Here is a 19,401-nt window from a genome sequence, read left to right as displayed (position 1 = left end):
TTGTACATCGTACTAAAAAAAGACATTCTATCTTAACCTAAAACCTATATCCTGTATCTTATTCAAAATTGGTTATTGAAAACTCATCCTAAAATGATTCAAGGTCTGAATGGAATAATTTCTGGTGGTGTATCTGTAAAGGATTTCTCTACTGTCACTCAGATTAGTTCTATTGACTCTGAAAATATTTTAAATAATTTATTAAATAATGGAATTGGAACTCTGAAAGATAATTTTTATTTTTTTGAAGATGGTGATAAATTAAAAATTGCAATGACTTTACTTGAAAATGGATTTCCTTTAGATGAGATTTCAGTTGTATTGGATTGGAGGGATTTTGAAGGATTAACTGCAGAAATATTATCCTCAAAAAATTTTGCTGTAATTAAAAATATGATGCTGACAAAGCCTAGAATGGAAATTGATGTTGTTGGCATTCGTTTAGGTATTGCAATATTGATTGATTGTAAACATTGGAAAAGATACAATTCTTCTTCACTAGCATCTGCAGTAAAAAAGCAAATTGAAAGAACTAAACAATATGTTGCAAAGACTGAAGGATCAATGGCTGTGCCTGTGATTGTTACTTTGTATCAGGATAAGATTGATTTTATAGACAAAGTTCCTATTGTGCCTATTTTTCAATTTTCTTCATTTATAGATGAATTTTATGGAAATATTGAAGAAATGAAAACTATAGAAAAAGACTAGTGATGAATAACCCTAGTCCTCCAATAACAAACATTTTGGTAATTCTTAATGAATTCTCTAAAGCTTTTGAATAATCTTCATAGATGCTTTGACCCATGACTTTAACTTGTGTCTCATTTTCTAAAATTTCATATTTTGCTGATGATATTTTTGATACTGCATTTTCTGCAATTTCTAAAAACCATTTTGAAAGTTTGTCTGCACTGGTTATTAGTCCTAGTTGATAGTAGCCATTTCTATTTCTAGCTTTAACTGCTGCATAATGTGTATCTGATGTACAAATTTCTAATAAATTATGTCCTTCATCTTCAAAGTTTTTAATTATTTTCTCTCTAACTCCATTTTCCATGTTGTTTGCATCTGCCCATCCCAGAAAATATTTTTTATTGTTTATCTTTAAACAAGTAATTCCTAACCCTCCTTTTGCAAGATCTTCAGTCCATACATCCATGTCATTTGAATTTGCATACCCTAATTCAATTGGAAAGCTATCTTTTGTAATTAGTGAGTCCAAACATGATTTTGTAGCTTTTAACAAGTCTTCGCCATCTTCACTTGAAATTTCTTCCCCCATTGCATTATGACAATCAATAGTCATAATTTTTGTAAAATTTCTATTCTTTCCATATTGCTCAATTTCTTTTTTGATGTAACTTGGAATGTCTTCCATTCCGTGTGGTGACAATGAAAGCATTAGTAATGGATTATTTCCAAAAAGCATTCCCGTTACTCTGGCTTTATTGATTTGAACTATTACTGGCTCTGTACAAGTCATTCCTTCTTCTTTAACAACACTATTTTCTAAATTTTTCAAATAATTATTCACTTCATTTCGTGATGGTAAATTCAATGCATGATCAGAAATACTATGCATTACCATTGCTGATGATTCCAAATTTTTATAAATTAGATATGGGATATTGCTACCGCCTACTGGATGATATGGACCTGGATGTATTTCTGGTAACACCATGCGGAATTCATTGGATCCATCTTTGGATGAAAATTTGATTTGTGAAGTTCCTACTTTTGTTTCAGTTGCATGTTGTTCCATTAATTCTTCAGCATCTTCAAAATCATTTCCTTGTGATGCAAGATATGCTTGAATGGTTTTGTGGGTACTTTCCATTCCTGGTCTACCTGCTCTATCTGTCGTTCGTGACCATACAGTTGCAATAATCCAAAATGCAAATCCGTAGATTATTCCTAATGGTTCACTAAGTATTGTATACCATGATTCTTGTGGAATCAATACAAAGAACATTGCTAATGGTTGAATGAATGCAATGGCCCATGCTTTTTTTAGGCTTAATCCTAATGTTGTTGTGTAAATTCCTATTCTGAAACTTGCAAATAAAATCATTCCAAAAGTAATAAAAAATAATTCAATATTTTTTCCTAGTACTACACTTGATAATATTCCCATTAGAATGGTAACTACCCAAAGCATATTTCCAAATAATGATGAATGTAATGATTTTGAATATTCTTTTTTCTTTGTAAATCTTGTATCTAGAACTTGTATTATTGCTAATACTCCTAACACCATTGGGATTCTGTACCAAAATTCTTCGATACCTAAGTTGTTAAAATATCCAAAATATGTTGCAAGTACAATTACTAATCCTACTCCCATAGATGCAGCTAATGAAAAATAATGCGACCCTGGATTAACTAGAGTAAGTGAAAATCTGTTGTGAATACTTGAAACGTCGTCTTGTTCCTTTTCCATTGTTTTTTCACGGAGCAAAAAATAGGTCAGCTATCCATGAGATTGCAATTAAGCTAATTGGAATTGAAACTACTATTCTTGGATCCATCTTGAAACCTTTTGTTTCGTCCTCGAAGAATCTCATGAGGCCTCCACTTGATGCTGGAAGTGGAGCTGATTTATCTGCCATTATGATTCAGAAAAACGGATTTTACCATAAAAACTTTCTTATTTTTCTTTAATTTTGTCTATTGTTTCCATTACTGAGTTAATGGATTTGAGAATAGATTGTTGTTTTTCGTGATCCTCCTCTTGCTCTAGTTCTTTAGATAACACTTCTAATTTTTTTTCAAGTGTATTTTTAAGTGGATTTTCCTTTTTCTCCTGCTTGTTTTCTTTTGGAATTTCTCTTTTTTCTGGTTCTTTGCCACATTTGATACATAATGCCTGGCCTTCTTTCATCACTCTTACTCCTTTACAATATGGGCATGGTTCACTTAGCAATGTTGCACCATTAAGCAGCATTTCTGCTGCTCGCTTTTGAAGATCTTTTGACATCGTTTTCCATTGTTTTTGGATTTAAAAAATCTGAGTATTTTCACTTTATTCATCAAACAAGGCTTAATAGTGCGTATCATTGAAATCAATTCGAACGTATGGCAGTAATTTGTAATACTTGTGGTCTACCTGAAGATTTGTGTGCATGTGGAGAACTTGCAAAAGACAGTACTAAAATTATAATCCGATTAGAAACTAGGAGATTTAAGAAAAAAGGAACTATGATTGAAGGTCTTGATCCAAAATTAAATAATTTAGAAACTGTCGCTAAAGATCTTAAAAATAAGTATGCTTGTGGTGGAACTGCAAAAGAAGGTTACATTTTCTTACAAGGTGACCATAGGGATACTATTAAGGACACTTTAGTTAATTTGGGATTTGCAGAAGATACTATTGAACTTCATTAGAAAAATTGCAAAATTCAAATAAGATTCTTCAACTACTTGGAATTCCTTTCACTGCAGTTTTATCAATTCTTTTTGGATTACTTGTAATTTCATTTCCTATTGGAATCTATATTGTATTTGAAACCGACATAGGTGAATCAATTAATTATGATTATCCTATTAGCCATTTAGATATTTTTCAAAATTCTTCTTTTTATCAATCTGATGTTGATCTAAGTATTGGTGATGCCTTTGTAGTTTTATGGTTGTTTTATCTTTTTATTTTTGTAATTTCAATTTTAGGTCCTAAACAGAATTTTCTACAATCTATTTCTTCTTTAATTTCATTAGGCAAATATGATGTTAAATTAAATTACATGTTTGCTATTACAAAATGGTTATCTGTTCTAGTTTTAGTTTCTGCAATAATTAATGTAATTCAAGAGTCTTTTGGAATTGAAACCGTTCCTCCTCTGGGCGATAATAACTTAATCCAATTTTTTTATGTCTCTCTTGCACCCCTATTTGAAGAATTTATTTTTAGAATTATTTTAATCGGAATTCCTTTATTTGCATTATATTCTAGTCGTGCCTCGATTCGTTATTTTCTGAAATGTCTCTGGACTCCTTCATCCTTAAACATACTTGACTCTAAAAAAGCAATTTTTGTAATTGTTTTTGTAGGTATTTCGTTTGGATTTGCTCACATTGCATTTAGTGATTCTTGGAGTGAAGGAAAATTTGCTCAAGCCACTGCTGGTGGTATAATTTTGGGCTGGGTATATCTTCGATATGGTTTTGTTGCTTCCTTGTTGATTCATTGGGCTACAAATTATTTTATTTTTGCATACGCTCATTTTATTTCTCAAATTAATTATGTTCCTTTAGAATTGGCTTTTTCTAATCCTTTGATGTTCACTTTAGAATTGTTATTTTTATTTGCTGGAATTTTAGCAATCTGTATTTTATTTTTAAATAAATTCTATTTAAAAAATAATTAATTTAGAATTTTTTTAATTTTTTCTATTAAATGTGGTTTTTCATTTTGTTCTAATAATGCATTCAAGTCTTCTTGATCATCCACATCTAACATTACTCTTTTTACAAAAACCATTGCAACATTTAGTGTGTGTTCCTTTGCTGTCTTCATATGATTTCTGTAACTGTCATCATCATAATGTGTTTTCATGATATTGATTGGCATTCTTACAAGTGCATTTGTTCCATCAAATTTTCTTGAAGGTACAATAATTACAAAATTTGGATGTAGTTGATGTTTTAATATGAAATCAATATCTTGAGTTTTGATAAATGGTATGTCTTGAGGGAAGACAATCGATGCATTAAAGTCATTTTCCAGTAAATATTTGTCAGCAAGAGATACTGCTTCATTTACGCTTTTTTCTTTCTCATCAATTATTGTAATTGTTTTGAATTTTTTACCTAATTCAATGGCTTTTTGTTCTTTTGTGATGAGTATAATTTCATCAATTTTTGGAGATATGGATAATGTTTGTAAAATTTCTTCTAACATCACTTTGCATAATTCTTCAATTTTTTCTGATGGTAATTTTAAGCGGGTTTTTGCATTTGAAAAAGTCTTTACTGGAATAATTGCTGCAATTTTCAAATTAAACGTGCACTTGTTTTAAGATGAAATTTGCTAATGCTTCTTCTGCTAATTTATTTTTCATAGTAATTTTTGTTTCATATGCCTTCATATCCAATCCTTGAATCTTTTTGACAAGTGCTTTATCTTTTGTATCTACTATGACATTTGAACAAACATCTGAATACATTTTTGCTAATCCGTATGCATTTGATTCAATTCCTGCAGCTTGCATGTATTTTGCTGCTGGACCGCTAATTGATTTATCTCCTATTAGCGGACTAACTGCAATTACCTTTTTCTTCATTTTTGATAATTCTTTTCTTATTCCTTTTAGTTGTAACATTGGACCAATTGATGTTAGTGGGTTACCTGGAGCTAAAATTACCATGTCTGAATCATGAATTGCGTTTATTGCTTCAGGATTTGGTCTAGCTTTATCTGCTCCTATGTATTGAATTCCTTCTACTGGATCTAATCCTCTATGCTTTACCCAGTATTCTTGTAAATGTAATTCTCCTTTGTTTGTAGTAATTCTTGTTTCAACTGTATTGTCCGTAACTGGAATGATGTTTGCTGTGACTGCAAATTTTTCACACATCCATTTTGTAATGTCACTAAGATTTCTTCCATTTTTCAACATATTGGTTCTGATCAAATGTGTGGCTGCATCTCTATCTCCAACTCCAAACCATGTCTCTTCTCCAAACACTTCCATTTGGCGCAAAAAGTTGAATGTGTCTTTCTTAATACCCCAACCTTTTTCTTGATCTAAGAGATCTGCTAATCCATAAATTATTGTATCAATATCTGGACATACATACAATCCATAAAGCCAGTAATTGTCTCCTACATTGCTAATTACGTTAACTTTTTTTTCTTGTGCAACTAGCCCTCTGACTAATTTGACGGAACCTGTCCCTCCTGCTAAAACTGTAATCATATCATATACCTCTAAAACGATTTTTCTACAGTGTCACTACATATTACTTTTTAGAAGATCCTATGATCGCTAAGTTGGCATTTGTTCTAATTTTTTTGGATAAGTTTATTACGGCTTTATAGTGATTTTTAGTCGTGACTAAAGCAGTATTAATGACAGTTTTACTGGCAGGACTTATTGTTATTAGTACGAGTGGACCTGCATGGGCTGCACAATTAGATACTACAATTAATCCAAATAATGCTGAATCTCCATTTAAAATGAGTTATCTAAAAACTGTCTTTATTGAATATCCAAATGGCGGTGATTTGTTTAACGCCTTAGGTGGAACTCAATGGAAAACTGCTGGAACTGCTGATGCAACAAATCCTGGAGTTCAAGAATTAATGATGGCACTTAACGACGGAATTCAAAAAGATGGAAGTCAAGCAAGAGTTTCTGACTTGAACGTAATATACGAATTTCAATTAACTGGTAGAAGTCTACAAACTTCTATTGATTACCGTGTAATTTTAGAAGGAAGTATAACTGATTATATTATTACAGAAGATTCTCAAAAAAAATTAGTTGATTTAGGATGGAGGGGTTTGACCACTACATCTTCTATTGTCATTGATGGCGTTGAAATCAATATTCCTTTAGATATTTTGAAAACTGAAGAACCAATTCTATACAATACCTTTGTTGATACTGAAGCTGAAAATGTTTTGAATAGAGAACTAATCAACGCTGATTTTATTCTAGAACAACCATTGACTAATTGGCATTTCTTATTTGATCCAACTGGAATCAATGCTGATGCAAATACATTTGGATTAGATGACTCAATTCAAGGCTTTGTTGTTTCAAGTTGGACAATGGGTGAAAGTAGTATTAGAGAAGGTAGACAAGTTGAACGCGTCTTTGAAGCAGAAGTAATGGCCGATGAACTATACATTGTAAGAAGTGTTCAATCTACTGATACTGCAAACTTGTCTTCAATTGGATTTGGTGCTTTAGATATTTTAGATGGTGTTGAAATTATTGGTGTCACTCCAACTCCTCCTGAGGATTATATGACAACATCAACTGGTGGTTTCCCTGTAATGATTATTTATGGAATGGCTGGATTGGCAGCAGCAGCAGGTATTGGATTTTTCTTTATCAGTAGTAGATCTATGAAGAACCAAAAAGTTGGACAACAAGGAATTGATCCTAGCAATCTTGTTGGATATCAGACCAGCGCATCTTCCGGTGGTTATCAAACTAATAGAGGTGAAGCACAATTGAAATCTGATACTGATTACGAACAAACAAGAAGTGTTTATGAGCAATCTACAGAAGTTACTCCTCAAGAGACAACTCCTCAAGAAACTGTTCCGGAACAAACAATGCCTTCTGGTGGTGATGAAGCAGCATGTGGATGTGCTGCATCTGCAGAAATTGGCACAGAATGTGATTGTGAAATGCATGGTTCCTGCTTATGTGATGCAACATGTCGTTGTAACGCCGATATTTGTAAAGAACAAGTTAACGAAATGAGTTAATACTAAAAAAATTAAATTTTTGAAATAAAATAATGTGTGCTGGGAGTAACCCTCCTTCTGTTTTCACGATATTTCGCTTTGCAGCCTACCTGAACCTGGTACAGGAACCTATGGTTCTGTTTGGCTTTGCTCCATGTGGGTCGTCTTTTTCATTCCTTTTATGGAAATCTCAGGTTTTCACCATCACAGTGCGCCATATTGGATTTTTTTCTGCATCGTTGCCAACCATCTCTGATTATCTATCTCCAGATCACATTTCCTGTATGGAGGGAGGAGTTTCCTCTGCCGTAGCAGCGTTTCGTGCTCCAGCTCACATCATGGTATTTTTTTAATATGATTTGAATATTACTTTAGGGGTTTTGTGCCTGTAACGAACAATGTACCCATTTCTCTTTTCCATTTTTCATTTCCTTTTGAATCTTTGATTTGTTTTGTTTGAACTGAAAATCCTGCATTTCTAAAAAATTCTTTCCACTCTTTTTTTGAATGTAAATGCATTTGAATTTTCATCATATTTGCCCACTTTGTTGTATCTTCATTTTCTGTATAAAAGTCGGTTCCACAGAAAAATTGTCCTCCCGGTTTTAATAATTTGTAAATTTTTTTAATTGCGTCTCCCATTGAATCTGAATAATAAATTGATTCCATTGCAAAAACGAAATCAAATTTTCCAGTATATTTCCATGACTCTACATCTGTATGAATAAAATTCTCTTTCTTGTTTCTAATTTTTTTATTTGCTTGTATGATCATTTTTTTACTTTTATCAATTCCTACAGCTTTTTTACATGTGGGAATTTCTGTAACGTATCTGATCACCCATCCGTTTCCACATCCTACATCCAAAAAGGTAAATGATTGATCAAATGAAATATTTTTCAAGAATTTTAAAACATTTCCTCCATGTCCTTTTTCCATAGATTCTGCTTTTCCGTTAGTTGCCCATTCATCAAATTTTTTACTAATCTCATCCATGTTTGATTTACTTTTTTAATTCAATTATAACTTTCTTCGTACTGATGATTTATTCGAATAAATTCTACGTCCTCTTTATAACTAATTTTTGATGAATATTTTTGAAAAGAAATTGCCTTATGAATCATGTAGAAACTGTGGAGGAAATTTGATTGAAGCAAAAAAATGCTCACAGTGCTTCAAAACTGTAGTAATGATTTGCAAACATTGCTCTACAATGACTACTGAGCAATTTCATTCGTTATGTATGTCCAAGCCAACCGACCATACCGTATCTGTGCCTAAAATCATGCCTAGCATCTATTTTCCATTAGTTGCTACGGCATGATTTTTTCTATTATTTGGATTTAACCAAATTGAATAATTGTCTGACTGCCAATTTGGGATGACTCATAGCCAATTTTAGCATGTTTGATAACCCAAAATCTGCTTTAATGAAATCCAAAAATTCTTCTGTTTTTAATTCTTTTATTATGTCTAATTCTTTATCCCATTCTTCATCTGACAATTTAATCCATCTATCTTGAACTTTACCTGCTGAATTAATTTTTGATTCAATGGCGTTTCTCCAATTTTCCTCATATGGATAAAGTGCAGTCTCATCTGTTTTTTTATTTTTAATTGCTTTTGCTGCAACTTCTCCTGCAACTCTTCCAAATTTTATTGCATACCTGATGCCCTCTAAAACTAATGGATTAGCTTGACCTGCAGTATCTCCAACCAATATCAAATTATTATAAACTGTCTTTCTAGATAACCCATCATTTGGAATTAATCCGTAATGAAATTCTATTGGCGTAATTTTTCCTAGTTTTTTTATTGGTCCTAATTTTTTTTCTATTATTTCTTTTAGTCTTTGAGTTGGATCTATGTTTGATTCTGGTTTTCCTACACCTACCCCAATTCTAACAATATTGTTTCCAAGTGGAAAAATCCATGCATACCCTGCAGGTGTGTACTCTTGCCCTACCATTAACCACCATGTATCTGGGTCTGCATTTTCAACTTCAGCTTCGTATTCTGCTCCTGCTCCAAATCTTTCCCATTGTGTTACATATCCCATTGTTTTTGAAATAGTTGATGTAAATCCTGTAGCATCAATTACAACTTTAGAATTAAACGTAATTTTTTCTTCTGCTCTTGTTCCTTTTACTCCTATGATGTTTTGTTCTTCATCCTTAATTACATCATTAATGTTAGTTTTTACAAAAATATCTACTCCTAATTTTTTTGCTTCTTCAGATAACCATCGATAAGTTTTTCTTACATCTAAGACTGCTGCTGTAGCAATTGAATCACTAATGGTAACTTCATTATTTGGTGATGCAAATGAGAAGTTCTTGATTGGATGATAGCAATTTTCAGGTATTTCAAATTCTTTAATACTTTTAATCCATGTGACTCCGCTTGTTCTAACTGTCTCAGCAATTGAATTTTCTTTCTCAATCAATGCCACTTTAATCCCGTTTTTTGCTGCAGCAAATGCTGCTGATGAACCTGCTGGCCCACCTCCAACCACAACTAAATCATAATTGTATTCTTCTGTCAATTAAAATTCATGATAATTATCTAGGATATAATTTTGAGGTTATAGAATTTCTATTTTTTTAATACAGGTTCGCCTGTTGTATCGTTTTCTCTTTCTATGTCAAATGTTTCCATATGTGCTGGATCCCTGTGCATGTAACTGTGTGTTTCTCCTTTTATGTTTCTACAGAATTTTGAATGAATTGTTTTTTGCACTTCTAAAGTGGTTTCATTCTCATGAAATAGACGTTTTCCACAATCTTCACATCTAAATTCAGGCATAAAATATCTCAATCGCAAATCTATTTAGATGTTTCAATATTTTTCCTAATCTATGTCTGAATTTGATCTTACTTCTTTTATAATGTGGAGTGGACTAACTGGAATTACAATGTTGGTTTTTGGTTTTTCTTATAGGAAATATCTCAAAAAAAAATAATTTACCTGCTTAGTTTTGGGAATTATTGATTTTTTTAATATATTGTATAATTCCTGTATAATCATCATCTCCAAATCCTTCTTTAATCGCATTTTTGTATATCTCTTCAGCTTTTACTATCATTGGTAAATTTACTCCCAATTTTTTAGATGTATTGATCATTGTTGTGATATCTTTTTTCAAATTTGATAATGTGAAAGTTGCATCATAATTCCCTTCAATCATTTTGAATGCTTTGTTTTCACTCATACCCGTTTTGAAATATGTTGAATTTAGAACTTCTAAAAAGATTTTTGGGTCAACTTTTGATTTTTCTACTAATGTGATTCCTTCTGATAGTGATAATGCTAACATTGTAATTTGTAAATTCATGGCTAATTTGATTGAATTTGCTGTACCTTGTTCTCCTAGAAAAAATACTTTGTTCGCAATTTTTTCAAAAATTGATCTGCATTGTTCAAAACTATTTTTTGGACCTGATGCCATCATTACTAATTTGCCTGTAATTGCAACATTTGGCCCTCCCATTACTGGGATTTCTAATTTCTGAATTTGTTTTTGTTTAAAATTATCTGCAATTTCTTTTGATTCTGTTGGTTCAATTGTACTCATATCTGCAACGATTATTTTTTTATTTTTGGACTCTGTGATCCCTTCCTTTCCAAATGAGACTTCTTTTACTGCAACTGCATCTTTTACAACGATGATGATTAATTCAGAATTATCTGCTACTAATTTTGGTGAATTCATTACTATTGCACCATTTTTTTCAACTTCTGATACTTTTTCTTTAGTTCTATTGTATACTGATACCTGAAAACCCAAATTCAATAGATTTAGTGCAACTGCTTCTCCTAACATTCCTACTCCTATTATTCCGATTTTCATTTTACACTCCTTGAATTTTTATTAATGTCGTTCTTCATTTTGAATTTCCCATTCTGCATTTCCAAATCGTGATACTGCAAATTCTAATTGACCTACTGTTTTATCTCCTTTTTTGACTTTAGCAAAATCAAATTTTTTCATTTTAAACACTTTTTCTTTTGGCTTATACCCTCCTTCAATTATTTTGATTTTGAATTTTTTACTAGCTTTTATGATGAGTTTTCTTGCAATTTGCACATCCCCAATCCATGAGAACATTTCAAATTCTCCAAAATTTTTTGTTGTTACTGTATATCCGTATAATCTAGCTTCTAGTTTGCCTTTGTGTGTTTTTGACTGCTCATTTAACCAGTTAATAATCTCCTCACCGTGACCTTTTTGAACTCCAAATGTTTCAGAATTTCCCATACTCTCATTTCTAATTACAATGTATTAATATCATTTTCAAACCACTGTTAAACTAAAATATTCATTAATCTCTGAAATTTCATGCTTACAGTTGATTGTGCTGATGTAACTTCAATTCAAAATGAATTAGTTGTTTATGTGGCAGATAAAGTCGAAGCAATTCCAACTTTAAAAAATCATCAATTCACATTGTCTACTTTGGATGATGAAATAATTGATGTTGAATTAGTAATTTCAGCTATAAAGGAATATTTTGATTTTATTAATGAAGGTTCAAATTTTGCTGTAATTTCTAATAAAGAAATAATTCACATCAAATCTGTAACTGGTGAAGTATTACAACGGGAATCTGAACCTCAACAATCTCAACTCTTTTCATGTACTCACTGTGGGTTTGTTACTCAATACCAAGTTGAACTTAATGTTCATATGAGAATGCATTATCTCTAATTTTTGTTTATTTTTAACATGATCTTTATAAGCAATTATTTTAGCTATTCATTGTGAAAAAATCCTCAAATTCTAATCCTACTAAAGTCTACTGTGAAAAATGTGATTTGGTATTAAATTCACGTGAAAAATTTCTTAAACATCTAGAAACTCATTCATCAACAATTCCTTGTGATGTTTGTCCTATTGACACTGTAATCGAGAAATTTGTAAATTTACTTAAAAGAAAATCTTCTCAAAATCTCAAATAGGTTTTTTTAAGTCATTGAAATTTCAATAATTGATGAAGAAAAAAGGTCCTATTTTAGGAATAATTATTATTTCTATAATTGCTGGAATTGCAGCATTAGCATCTTCATCTGATAATGAATCAAACTCGTTTGAGCAATATGATGTTGATATGAGTAGAACTCATGGTAGTGTTTCTACAGCTTTAGGCTCTCCAGTATTGGGTAATCCTGATGCTCCTATTACAATAGTTGAATTTGGTGATTATCAATGTCATCAATGTTACAATTGGTTTCATGACACTAAACCTTTGATAATGCGAGATTATATTGAAACTGGAAAAGCAAATTTAGTTTTTGTTGATTTTGCATTTTTAGGTAAGGATTCGCCAAAAGCTGCACAGGCAACTTATTGTGCTGATGATCAAAATATGTACTGGGAATATCACGGTATTTTGTATACTTCACAAGAATCAAAAATTGATAGTGGATGGGCAAATACTGAAAGACTGAAAGCATTTGCTTTTAGTTTGAACCTTGATATGGAATTATTTAATGAATGTCTTGATTCCGAAAAATATTCTAAACGTGTACAATATAATTCCCAACAGGCTAGAGATAATGGTGTTAACGGAACACCTGGATTTTTTATAGTTGGTCCTGATTTTAATCAGAAACAAATAGGTGGTGCTCAACCTTTCTCTGTATTCAAACAAGTTTTGGATTCTATGGTATAAATGATAAATATTTTAAAATTAGTTTTTTCTAACTTTCAATTTGTTTTACTATCTCTAATAATTTTTTCATCTATGATGGTTGTTTTGTTATTTGTTTCTGAATTTATTTTCTTTGAACCTTTTTTTGTATCTCACATGCCTTCTGGAAGTGAACTTGGGTTTAGTCTAATTGTAATTCTTTCTATCTTATCTGCAATTGTAATTCCTATGAATCTTTTTAGAATAACACATCTAAAAAATTCTAAACAAAAAATTAGTGGTGGTATCTTTGGTTCCATTATTGGTTCTATTGCAGGAGCATGTAGCTGCGGACCTATTGGATTTGCTGTAATTTCGACTTTTGGTTCAATTGGTGCTACTGCTACTGCCTTTCTTACAAATTATGAAATTCCAATTAGAATAATTGCTATCTCAATACTTGTTATCACGTATTTCACTACGATCAAATCTCTAAAAACTGAATGTAAGGTAAATTTTTAGTTCTGATGGATTGAAAATTACCAATTAGACAAATTTTTACAACCTTAGATTGTATCATCTAGTCTAATTATTCATTATTGTGACAATAATTTATGTTCCAATACGACCAAGCAGAAGAGACTCCGATCTCGATGAAATAGAAGATTCTGAAGACTGATTTTCTATCCCTACTTTATCTAAAAATTGACTTTGTTCGTTGTCTAGTTCAGATTTTTATTTGCCGTTTTTAGCTTCATTATATGCAAAATTGGAATCTTTTTGTTGGCATATTTCTAATTTCTAGCCCAATTTTATTTGCAATGATTGCATTTCCTGATTCAATTGCTTGGAGTTGGAATGAAGGGAGAGGTGGATACTTTTTTGCTTTAGTTTTTGTTATTGCTGAATTAATTGGTTTGAAAATAATTATTTCCAAAAAAAGATTACTTTCACTTACTCCTATTGCATTACTTACGATATCTTATTTAATTTCTTTAGAATATGGCTTAAGAGAATTTCTGATTGAATCTGCAACACAATTTAATGTTCAATTAATTTATTCTTGGACTTGGATGTGGGATTTCATTGTAATGGCAATTTTTATTGTTATTGGATTGACTATCTTCTTTGGTAAACGCTGGATTAGAATTGCACCTGCTGCACCAATTTTTCTTAGTGGCACTGCAATAATTCTTTCATTAGATGCATTCTTTCCATATGACACACTTGGTCCATTACAATACATTGTTCCTTATTTTGTTCAAGCTAATGTTTGGGTAATTACTGCACTTGATCTTGGAACTGCAATAGCACGTGATAACATAATGTTCTTACGTGGTGATCATGGTTCAATGGCATTACAAGTTTTTTGGCCTTCTGCAGGCGTTCATAGTATTATTATTTTTTCACTGGTAATTGGTGCATTTATGTTAAAAATGAATATAGTGAAAAGTCGTAAAGTTGTATATTTCATTATAGGAATCATAGGAACGATTATTGTTAATCTAATTCGTATTTTTTCATTATCTTGGTATGCTCTTAAAGTTACAACTGATCCTGTTGCCTGGGAGGAATATCACAAAATTGCTGGTGAAATAATGTTCTTGCCATGGTTATTTGCTTTTATTTTAGTTGTAATTGTGATAGAATCTAGACGTCTCAAAAAATCTGAATCTGAGAATCTTAAAAAAAATTAGTTATGTCACTTTGACCTTTAATTTCACTCAAATCTGAAACTTTTACTCCTACTCTTCTAATTGTGATAGATTGATCTTCTAATGCATCTATTAACAATTGTTCCACATTCTTCTTTAACTCTTCAAGATTGTTAGTTGAATTACGTAACATTTTTGATTTTGATTTGTTACTTAGATCTGATTGTACAAAATGTATTCCAATTGATTTAAACATTTTATTATTATTTTTAACTATGTTTTGAATTTGTTTACATAATTCATGCAAATTTTCTAAAAGAAATTCATATTCTTTAGAGTCTTTTTTTAGAGTGATAATTTTACTATACTGAATACTTTCTTCTTTTTCTTTTACTGGTTCATCATTTATTCCTCTAATTGCATTGTAAATGTATGTCCCACTCTTTCTTCCAAATTCTTTATTCAAAGTAAACACATCTATTTTCTTTATTTCTTCTATTGTTTCTAATTTCATTTCTTTAAATCTCTGTTCAGTTTTTTTACCTATTCCTGGAATGACTCGAATATTTAGTTGTGCTAGAAATTGTTCAACTTTATCATGTTGAACGATCGTTAAACCATCTGGTTTTTGATAATCTGAAGCTATTTTTGAAATTAATTTATTTGATGAAACCCCTATCGAACAACTTAATTTTAATTCTGTTCTAATCAAATTTTTTATTTGTTGTGCAAGATGACTTGCTTTAGTAAAATCCTCTTCAACTCTTTTTGTAACGTCTAAGTATGCTTCATCTCTTCCCACATATTCAAAAATATCTGCATTATCTTTCATTATTTTCATTGCTTTTTCAGTAATTTTTTCATAATATTCAAAATCTACTGGTAAAAATACTGCATCTTTTCTTTGTTCTAATCTCCTTTTTGCAAATGTAATTGGTATGCCTGATTTTACTCCAAATTGTCTGGCTGTATAGTTTGCAGTTGCAATTGCTCCGCTATCTCCACCTCTATCAGAAAAAACACAAACACATACTGGTTTTGTTTTTAATTCTGGTTTTCTTACTTCTTCACATTGAGCGTAAAAATAATCAAAATCTATGTGGAAAACTACTCTTCCCAATATCTTTTCTAATTCTTTTGATTATTATTATATTTTGAATGTCACACAATTTTTCTTTATTAACTTCTATGCTGTTTTTAAAATTAATTTTGATATTGGAATTATTTTTTTGCAATAACTATATCCACTTTGTAGTTTAAACTTGCTCTGTCGTATAGTCTTAGATTCCATGGTGTAAATGATGGTTTTTTTGTATTGTTAATTATTTTAAATTTAAGTTCTACTAATTTTTCCCGTAAAATATTTTCACTCATAGGCTGTTTTACTGAATTCATTCCACGGTCGTAATCATATGGATCTGAAATTATTAAATGTCCATTTGATATTTGGTTAGACATCATTTTAAGCAGAATTCTTGGCTCCATTAACTCAAGTACATTTAAGCCAATTATCAAATCAAATTTTTTATTTCCAAAAGGATGTGATGCAAAATCAGAAACAATATAATCTAAATTATTATTTTGATTTTTTTTTGCATATTGAATTGCACTAAATGATTTATCTATTCCAAAAACATTTTCACTTACATTTGAAATATGATTGCTAATTATTCCAATTGAAGACCCATATTCTAGAACTGATTTACTTTTTGGAATTTTTTCTATATGTGATTTTATTATTTTATAGAATTTATTATTTTTATTATTATTGTAAATTTGTGTCCATCTTTCCTCAATTCCTGATTTGTCATTATTCTCCCAAATAATTTCATCTAATGTTGATTTGAGAAATTTTTTTACTTCTTTACTTGAGGCTAATCTGTATAATTTTCCACTTAAAATTCGATGTTCAGAAATATATTTTTTAAAATTAGTTAACATTATTGGAATCTTATCGATAATTGGAAACACTAATTCACATTTATCACATTTTAACATTCCTTCAATAATTTCTTTTTTATTTTCGTAAATTTCTAAATCAATAATTCCATTACATTTTGGACATTTGATAAATTTAAGAGTTGATTCGTTCATTTGATATTTTTTATTCTATTTGAAATTAATAATTTTTGTATTTATTGCTTTTATGATTTGTTAGTGAATTACTATAAAATTATAGTTAAAATCTAAATATTGATGTCACCTATGGTTCTTATGGTATATCCTGTTTCTGTTGATGAGAATGGTGTAAACTTTAATCCTGATAATATGGAAAAAGAAAAACTGTACCATTGTATTTTTAAAAATAAAGCCATGCTGATATTCAAAGATTCTCAAGACATGATGAATTGTTATGAGATTGAGGAACCTGATCTGGTTGAACAAATTAAGAATTGTGAATCTGACAATGATCTAGAAAAATTATTTGAAGACTATCTCCAAGGCAAGCACCTGAATAATTAAATAAAAGATAAAGTCAATTTGTTACTATAGGAATTCAAATTGAGTTTTAATAACAAATCTAATGATGCAGAAGATATTTTATCTGAATTTGATTCTAGAACTAAACCTGAACCCGAACCAACACCTGAACCCGAACCAACACCTGAACCAGAACCAACACCTGAACCAGAACCAACACCTGAACCAGAACCAACACCTGAACCAGAACCAACACCTGAACCAGAACCAACACCTGAACCAGAACCAACACCTGAACCAGAACCAACACCTGAACCAACACCTGAACCAACACCTGAACCAGAACCAACACCTGAAAATTCTATAAAATCAAATACTACTGAAGAGCGAAATATAATTTTCATCGGAACTAAACCTATAATGAGTTATGTTTCTGCAACCTTGACTCAACTTTCCACTAGACCTAGTATTACAATTAAAGCTCGAGGAAAAAGAATTACTCAGGCAGTCGATGTATCTCAAATGATTGTTAAAAGAATGGATACTGTTGGTTATGTAATTAGTGACGTTCGAATTTCTTCTGATTCACTTACTTCCCAAGATGGAAAACAGCGAAACGTTTCTAACATGGAAATTGATATTACAAAAGAATAACTTTAGGAATATTTTTTTCATTATTTTAATAATTGCTGTTGTTATATTTTTTTTTACAAATGAAAAATCATGCGGTATAGATCATATGTATATTTTAAATGAGATAAAAATTTATGAACAATCTCTTAATCCTGAATTCTGTGAAGAAATACTTGAAAAAGTAATTGTTTATAATGATAGTTGTACTCCTGTAATTGAAATTTTAGATTGTGGCTAATTAATCACATCTGTCAAAAATGTAATTCCAAAATAAATCAATATTACACTTAGCGCCAACATTATTATTTTATAATTTGTATTTGAAATGATTTTTTTACTTTTTGATATTAAAAATGCGGTAGCTCCTAACCATACAAAATCCATCCATACATGCAATACAAATACAATTAAAATTCCTACAAATGCCCATATTGCCATTGCATCTGAAATTAATTTTAAACCAATTGTTAACCACCAAATTATAAAAAATGGATTTAATGCACTTAGTAAAACTCCTGTAATGATTGGCCCTTGCTTCAGTTTTGTTTCAGATTTTTCATTTTTCTTTAATGTTGATTTAATTTGCATAAATGCAAATACAAAAAGTGTAATGGCTCCTAAGATTGAAATAATTATTTTAAATTCTGGAAAAATTTCTAGCGAAAAAATCCCGATTCCTAATAAAATTACTAATGGTAATTCTACAAGTGAGTGCCCTATTGCAATTTTTATTCCTGCTTTGGTTCCCTGCTTTAATCCATATGTGATATTTGCTGCAAATAATGGGCCTGGTGACATTACTCCTGACGCTGAAATTATTATGACGATAATTGCAAATTCAATGATATTGCTCATAATTCTTTCATATGTTTCCCATCAGAATAGAATTATCTGTACATTGAATCTTTAAGGTGAGTTGATTCTTCTTGTGTTTCTTTAATTGTTGTTTCAGCTTTTTCAGCTTCTTTTTGTAAGGATGGAATGTCACATGAAGCTCCTGGAATTAGTTTTGACATTGACATGCACAAATCTGCACTAGATTTGAAATCTGGACCGTCTCCTAATGTATTGAAAATTATTACAATGACGTCTTGATTTGTTATGCTTCCTTCATTTAGTAACATCCCAGGAATTCCTGGAATTGTTCCGTGATCTAAAATTTTTAATCCTGCTTCCTCTATTTTCTTTCTGGCTGAATCTGTACTTCCTACGCCCATCATTTCAGAATTTTCTTTATCTGATTTTACTGCAACACTGCTAACAATTAATTTAATTTTGTGTGTTTTTGCCCACTGTAACATTAAATCTGAAACTTGTCTATGTAATGATTGATCTAAATTAAGATATGATGAAAATACTCCTACTTTCAAATCTTCATTAACGAAAATTCTTGATGGATAATTTGGTTTTCCATTTTTAATTACGCTGATTGGCGGGAATATTTCTGAGTCAATAATTCCCCCTAATTCAAAGTGTGATGTATTGATCATTGATTCTGTAGCAATTGCACTACTAAATCCTACTGAAGGAAATCCATCAATCAAATAACCTCCTTCTAAATCAATTTTTTTAAATTCTTTAATGTTGATCTCATCAGACGTCATGATTATTCTGTAATTTTATTAAATAATAGGCTTTT

Annotated in this window: 27 protein-coding genes and 1 other RNA gene; 13 read left to right on the top strand and 15 right to left on the bottom strand. The window is 30.7% G+C overall.

What is annotated here, in order from left to right:
* The first annotated feature begins 93 nt into the window (after nt 1-93).
* Nucleotides 94-711 (top strand): hypothetical protein, encoded by a 618-nt coding sequence (locus tag NMSP_RS05075; RefSeq protein WP_086908392.1) that lies wholly within the window; start codon nt 94-96, stop codon nt 709-711.
* Here NMSP_RS05075 and NMSP_RS05070 read toward each other — a convergent pair.
* From NMSP_RS05070 to NMSP_RS05060, 3 genes are read right to left on the bottom strand one after another with little or no spacing between them, the layout of a single operon-like run.
* The gene (locus tag NMSP_RS05070; protein WP_086907749.1) at nt 695-2,443 is read right to left on the bottom strand and encodes a DUF2070 family protein; all 1,749 of its coding nucleotides are present in this window, start codon (nt 2,441-2,443) and stop codon (nt 695-697) included. The two genes, NMSP_RS05075 and NMSP_RS05070, sit on opposite strands and share 17 nt — an antisense overlap.
* A gap of 7 nt (nt 2,444-2,450) precedes the next feature.
* Nucleotides 2,451-2,612 carry a preprotein translocase subunit Sec61beta gene (locus NMSP_RS05065; protein WP_086907748.1) on the bottom strand — a complete coding sequence of 54 codons (162 nt, stop codon included), beginning with the start codon at nt 2,610-2,612 and terminating at the stop codon, nt 2,451-2,453.
* Nucleotides 2,613-2,650: 38 nt separating this feature from the next.
* Nucleotides 2,651-2,980, bottom strand: a complete 330-nt coding sequence (locus tag NMSP_RS05060) for an Sjogren's syndrome/scleroderma autoantigen 1 family protein (RefSeq protein ID WP_086907747.1) — start codon at nt 2,978-2,980, stop codon at nt 2,651-2,653.
* 98 nt (nt 2,981-3,078) lie between these two features.
* Between NMSP_RS05060 and yciH the strand changes: the two genes are divergently transcribed.
* Nucleotides 3,079-3,387, top strand: a complete 309-nt coding sequence (gene yciH, locus NMSP_RS05055; RefSeq protein ID WP_067957946.1) for a stress response translation initiation inhibitor YciH — start codon at nt 3,079-3,081, stop codon at nt 3,385-3,387.
* A 5-nt stretch (nt 3,388-3,392) separates the two neighbouring features.
* Complete coding sequence (locus NMSP_RS05050; RefSeq protein ID WP_086907746.1) at nt 3,393-4,367, top strand: CPBP family glutamic-type intramembrane protease; 975 nt, start codon at nt 3,393-3,395, stop codon at nt 4,365-4,367.
* On the opposite strand, the gene cofC is transcribed toward NMSP_RS05050, so the two are convergent.
* Nucleotides 4,364-4,996: a 2-phospho-L-lactate guanylyltransferase gene (cofC, locus tag NMSP_RS05045; protein WP_086907745.1), complete on the bottom strand. Its 633-nt coding sequence runs from the start codon at nt 4,994-4,996 to the stop codon at nt 4,364-4,366. The genes NMSP_RS05050 and cofC overlap by 4 nt on opposite strands.
* Nucleotide 4,997: 1 nt before the next feature.
* Nucleotides 4,998-5,918 (bottom strand): 2-phospho-L-lactate transferase, encoded by a 921-nt coding sequence (cofD, locus tag NMSP_RS05040; protein WP_086907744.1) that lies wholly within the window; start codon nt 5,916-5,918, stop codon nt 4,998-5,000.
* A 134-nt stretch (nt 5,919-6,052) separates the two neighbouring features.
* Here cofD and NMSP_RS05035 point away from each other — a divergent pair, with 134 nt between their 5' ends.
* Nucleotides 6,053-7,444 carry a hypothetical protein gene (locus tag NMSP_RS05035; RefSeq protein WP_225971246.1) on the top strand — a complete coding sequence of 464 codons (1,392 nt, stop codon included), beginning with the start codon at nt 6,053-6,055 and terminating at the stop codon, nt 7,442-7,444.
* A gap of 34 nt (nt 7,445-7,478) precedes the next feature.
* Here the strand turns inward: NMSP_RS05035 and rnpB are convergent.
* Together rnpB and NMSP_RS05025 are read right to left on the bottom strand one after the other, a co-directional pair.
* Nucleotides 7,479-7,758, bottom strand: an RNA gene (rnpB, locus tag NMSP_RS05030) — RNase P RNA component.
* Nucleotides 7,759-7,789: 31 nt separating this feature from the next.
* Nucleotides 7,790-8,419 carry a class I SAM-dependent methyltransferase gene (locus NMSP_RS05025; RefSeq protein WP_086907743.1) on the bottom strand — a complete coding sequence of 210 codons (630 nt, stop codon included), beginning with the start codon at nt 8,417-8,419 and terminating at the stop codon, nt 7,790-7,792.
* Nucleotides 8,420-8,510: 91 nt separating this feature from the next.
* Here NMSP_RS05025 and NMSP_RS08265 point away from each other — a divergent pair, with 91 nt between their 5' ends.
* Nucleotides 8,511-8,747, top strand: a complete 237-nt coding sequence (locus tag NMSP_RS08265; protein WP_192866141.1) for a hypothetical protein — start codon at nt 8,511-8,513, stop codon at nt 8,745-8,747.
* A 9-nt stretch (nt 8,748-8,756) separates the two neighbouring features.
* Here the strand turns inward: NMSP_RS08265 and NMSP_RS05020 are convergent, their stop codons facing one another.
* From NMSP_RS05020 to NMSP_RS05005, 4 genes are all read right to left on the bottom strand, one after another.
* A complete protein-coding gene (locus tag NMSP_RS05020) occupies nt 8,757-9,968 on the bottom strand; it encodes an NAD(P)/FAD-dependent oxidoreductase (RefSeq protein WP_086907742.1) in 1,212 nt (403 codons plus the stop codon).
* 50 nt (nt 9,969-10,018) lie between these two features.
* A complete protein-coding gene (locus tag NMSP_RS05015; RefSeq protein ID WP_086907741.1) occupies nt 10,019-10,228 on the bottom strand; it encodes a hypothetical protein in 210 nt (69 codons plus the stop codon).
* Nucleotides 10,229-10,394: 166 nt separating this feature from the next.
* Nucleotides 10,395-11,273 carry an NAD(P)-dependent oxidoreductase gene (locus NMSP_RS05010; RefSeq protein ID WP_086907740.1) on the bottom strand — a complete coding sequence of 293 codons (879 nt, stop codon included), beginning with the start codon at nt 11,271-11,273 and terminating at the stop codon, nt 10,395-10,397.
* Between the two features lie 21 nt (nt 11,274-11,294).
* Entirely contained in the window at nt 11,295-11,681 is a 387-nt protein-coding gene (locus NMSP_RS05005; RefSeq protein WP_086907739.1) for a hypothetical protein, read from the bottom strand.
* 81 nt (nt 11,682-11,762) lie between these two features.
* On the opposite strand from NMSP_RS05005, the gene NMSP_RS05000 reads away from it, so the two are divergent.
* From NMSP_RS05000 to artG, 5 genes are all read left to right on the top strand, one after another.
* Nucleotides 11,763-12,131, top strand: a complete 369-nt coding sequence (locus tag NMSP_RS05000; protein WP_086907738.1) for a C2H2-type zinc finger protein — start codon at nt 11,763-11,765, stop codon at nt 12,129-12,131.
* Nucleotides 12,132-12,184: 53 nt separating this feature from the next.
* Nucleotides 12,185-12,382 carry a hypothetical protein gene (locus NMSP_RS04995; protein ID WP_086907737.1) on the top strand — a complete coding sequence of 66 codons (198 nt, stop codon included), beginning with the start codon at nt 12,185-12,187 and terminating at the stop codon, nt 12,380-12,382.
* Between the two features lie 32 nt (nt 12,383-12,414).
* On the top strand, nt 12,415-13,095 hold the full coding sequence (locus tag NMSP_RS04990; protein ID WP_086907736.1) for a DsbA family protein: 681 nt from the start codon (nt 12,415-12,417) through the stop codon (nt 13,093-13,095).
* Nucleotides 13,096-13,575, top strand: coding sequence for a hypothetical protein (locus NMSP_RS04985; RefSeq protein WP_086907735.1), 480 nt, complete (start codon nt 13,096-13,098; stop codon nt 13,573-13,575). It begins immediately after the preceding gene.
* Nucleotides 13,576-13,814: 239 nt separating this feature from the next.
* Nucleotides 13,815-14,750: a thaumarchaeosortase gene (gene artG / locus NMSP_RS04980; protein ID WP_086907734.1), complete on the top strand. Its 936-nt coding sequence runs from the start codon at nt 13,815-13,817 to the stop codon at nt 14,748-14,750.
* Here artG and dinB read toward each other — a convergent pair.
* Together dinB and NMSP_RS04970 are read right to left on the bottom strand one after the other, a co-directional pair.
* Nucleotides 14,737-15,831 carry a DNA polymerase IV gene (gene dinB, locus NMSP_RS04975; RefSeq protein ID WP_086907733.1) on the bottom strand — a complete coding sequence of 365 codons (1,095 nt, stop codon included), beginning with the start codon at nt 15,829-15,831 and terminating at the stop codon, nt 14,737-14,739. The genes artG and dinB overlap by 14 nt on opposite strands.
* A gap of 98 nt (nt 15,832-15,929) precedes the next feature.
* Nucleotides 15,930-16,802: a methyltransferase domain-containing protein gene (locus NMSP_RS04970; RefSeq protein WP_086907732.1), complete on the bottom strand. Its 873-nt coding sequence runs from the start codon at nt 16,800-16,802 to the stop codon at nt 15,930-15,932.
* 120 nt (nt 16,803-16,922) lie between these two features.
* Here NMSP_RS04970 and NMSP_RS04965 point away from each other — a divergent pair, with 120 nt between their 5' ends.
* From NMSP_RS04965 to NMSP_RS08700, 3 genes are all read left to right on the top strand, one after another.
* On the top strand, nt 16,923-17,171 hold the full coding sequence (locus NMSP_RS04965; RefSeq protein ID WP_086908390.1) for a hypothetical protein: 249 nt from the start codon (nt 16,923-16,925) through the stop codon (nt 17,169-17,171).
* Between the two features lie 39 nt (nt 17,172-17,210).
* Nucleotides 17,211-17,783 (top strand): AlbA family DNA/RNA-binding protein, encoded by a 573-nt coding sequence (locus tag NMSP_RS04960; RefSeq protein WP_086907731.1) that lies wholly within the window; start codon nt 17,211-17,213, stop codon nt 17,781-17,783.
* Nucleotides 17,784-17,868: 85 nt separating this feature from the next.
* Nucleotides 17,869-18,000 (top strand): hypothetical protein, encoded by a 132-nt coding sequence (locus NMSP_RS08700; RefSeq protein WP_264080386.1) that lies wholly within the window; start codon nt 17,869-17,871, stop codon nt 17,998-18,000.
* Here NMSP_RS08700 and NMSP_RS04950 read toward each other — a convergent pair.
* Nucleotides 17,997-18,617, bottom strand: coding sequence for a LysE family transporter (locus NMSP_RS04950; protein ID WP_086907729.1), 621 nt, complete (start codon nt 18,615-18,617; stop codon nt 17,997-17,999). The two genes, NMSP_RS08700 and NMSP_RS04950, sit on opposite strands and share 4 nt — an antisense overlap.
* 32 nt (nt 18,618-18,649) lie before the next feature.
* Nucleotides 18,650-19,366: a proteasome assembly chaperone family protein gene (locus NMSP_RS04945; RefSeq protein ID WP_086907728.1), complete on the bottom strand. Its 717-nt coding sequence runs from the start codon at nt 19,364-19,366 to the stop codon at nt 18,650-18,652.
* Between the last annotated feature and the right edge of the window lie 35 nt (nt 19,367-19,401).

It is taken from the genome of Candidatus Nitrosomarinus catalina, from assembly GCF_002156965.1.
Taxonomy (GTDB): domain Archaea; phylum Thermoproteota; class Nitrososphaeria; order Nitrososphaerales; family Nitrosopumilaceae; genus Nitrosopumilus; species Nitrosopumilus catalinensis.
This window is presented reverse-complemented; position numbering and strand designations above follow the sequence as displayed.

Excerpts from the sequence above, each read along its gene's own strand:
- NMSP_RS05075 (WP_086908392.1), top strand. The coding sequence starts at position 94 with ATGATTCAAGGTCTGAATGGAATAATTTCTGGTGGTGTATCTGTAAAG.
- NMSP_RS05070 (WP_086907749.1), bottom strand. The coding sequence starts at position 2,443 with ATGGAAAAGGAACAAGACGACGTTTCAAGTATTCACAACAGATTTTCA.
- NMSP_RS05065 (WP_086907748.1), bottom strand. The coding sequence starts at position 2,612 with ATGGCAGATAAATCAGCTCCACTTCCAGCATCAAGTGGAGGCCTCATG.
- NMSP_RS05060 (WP_086907747.1), bottom strand. The coding sequence starts at position 2,980 with ATGTCAAAAGATCTTCAAAAGCGAGCAGCAGAAATGCTGCTTAATGGT.
- yciH (WP_067957946.1), top strand. The coding sequence starts at position 3,079 with ATGGCAGTAATTTGTAATACTTGTGGTCTACCTGAAGATTTGTGTGCA.
- cofD (WP_086907744.1), bottom strand. The coding sequence starts at position 5,918 with ATGATTACAGTTTTAGCAGGAGGGACAGGTTCCGTCAAATTAGTCAGA.
- NMSP_RS05025 (WP_086907743.1), bottom strand. The coding sequence starts at position 8,419 with ATGGATGAGATTAGTAAAAAATTTGATGAATGGGCAACTAACGGAAAA.
- NMSP_RS08265 (WP_192866141.1), top strand. The coding sequence starts at position 8,511 with ATGAATATTTTTGAAAAGAAATTGCCTTATGAATCATGTAGAAACTGT.
- NMSP_RS05015 (WP_086907741.1), bottom strand. The coding sequence starts at position 10,228 with ATGCCTGAATTTAGATGTGAAGATTGTGGAAAACGTCTATTTCATGAG.
- NMSP_RS05010 (WP_086907740.1), bottom strand. The coding sequence starts at position 11,273 with ATGAAAATCGGAATAATAGGAGTAGGAATGTTAGGAGAAGCAGTTGCA.
- NMSP_RS05005 (WP_086907739.1), bottom strand. The coding sequence starts at position 11,681 with ATGGGAAATTCTGAAACATTTGGAGTTCAAAAAGGTCACGGTGAGGAG.
- NMSP_RS05000 (WP_086907738.1), top strand. The coding sequence starts at position 11,763 with ATGCTTACAGTTGATTGTGCTGATGTAACTTCAATTCAAAATGAATTA.
- NMSP_RS04990 (WP_086907736.1), top strand. The coding sequence starts at position 12,415 with ATGAAGAAAAAAGGTCCTATTTTAGGAATAATTATTATTTCTATAATT.
- NMSP_RS04985 (WP_086907735.1), top strand. The coding sequence starts at position 13,096 with ATGATAAATATTTTAAAATTAGTTTTTTCTAACTTTCAATTTGTTTTA.
- artG (WP_086907734.1), top strand. The coding sequence starts at position 13,815 with ATGCAAAATTGGAATCTTTTTGTTGGCATATTTCTAATTTCTAGCCCA.
- NMSP_RS04970 (WP_086907732.1), bottom strand. The coding sequence starts at position 16,802 with ATGAACGAATCAACTCTTAAATTTATCAAATGTCCAAAATGTAATGGA.
- NMSP_RS04965 (WP_086908390.1), top strand. The coding sequence starts at position 16,923 with ATGGTATATCCTGTTTCTGTTGATGAGAATGGTGTAAACTTTAATCCT.
- NMSP_RS08700 (WP_264080386.1), top strand. The coding sequence starts at position 17,869 with ATGTATATTTTAAATGAGATAAAAATTTATGAACAATCTCTTAATCCT.
- NMSP_RS04950 (WP_086907729.1), bottom strand. The coding sequence starts at position 18,617 with ATGAGCAATATCATTGAATTTGCAATTATCGTCATAATAATTTCAGCG.
- NMSP_RS04945 (WP_086907728.1), bottom strand. The coding sequence starts at position 19,366 with ATGACGTCTGATGAGATCAACATTAAAGAATTTAAAAAAATTGATTTA.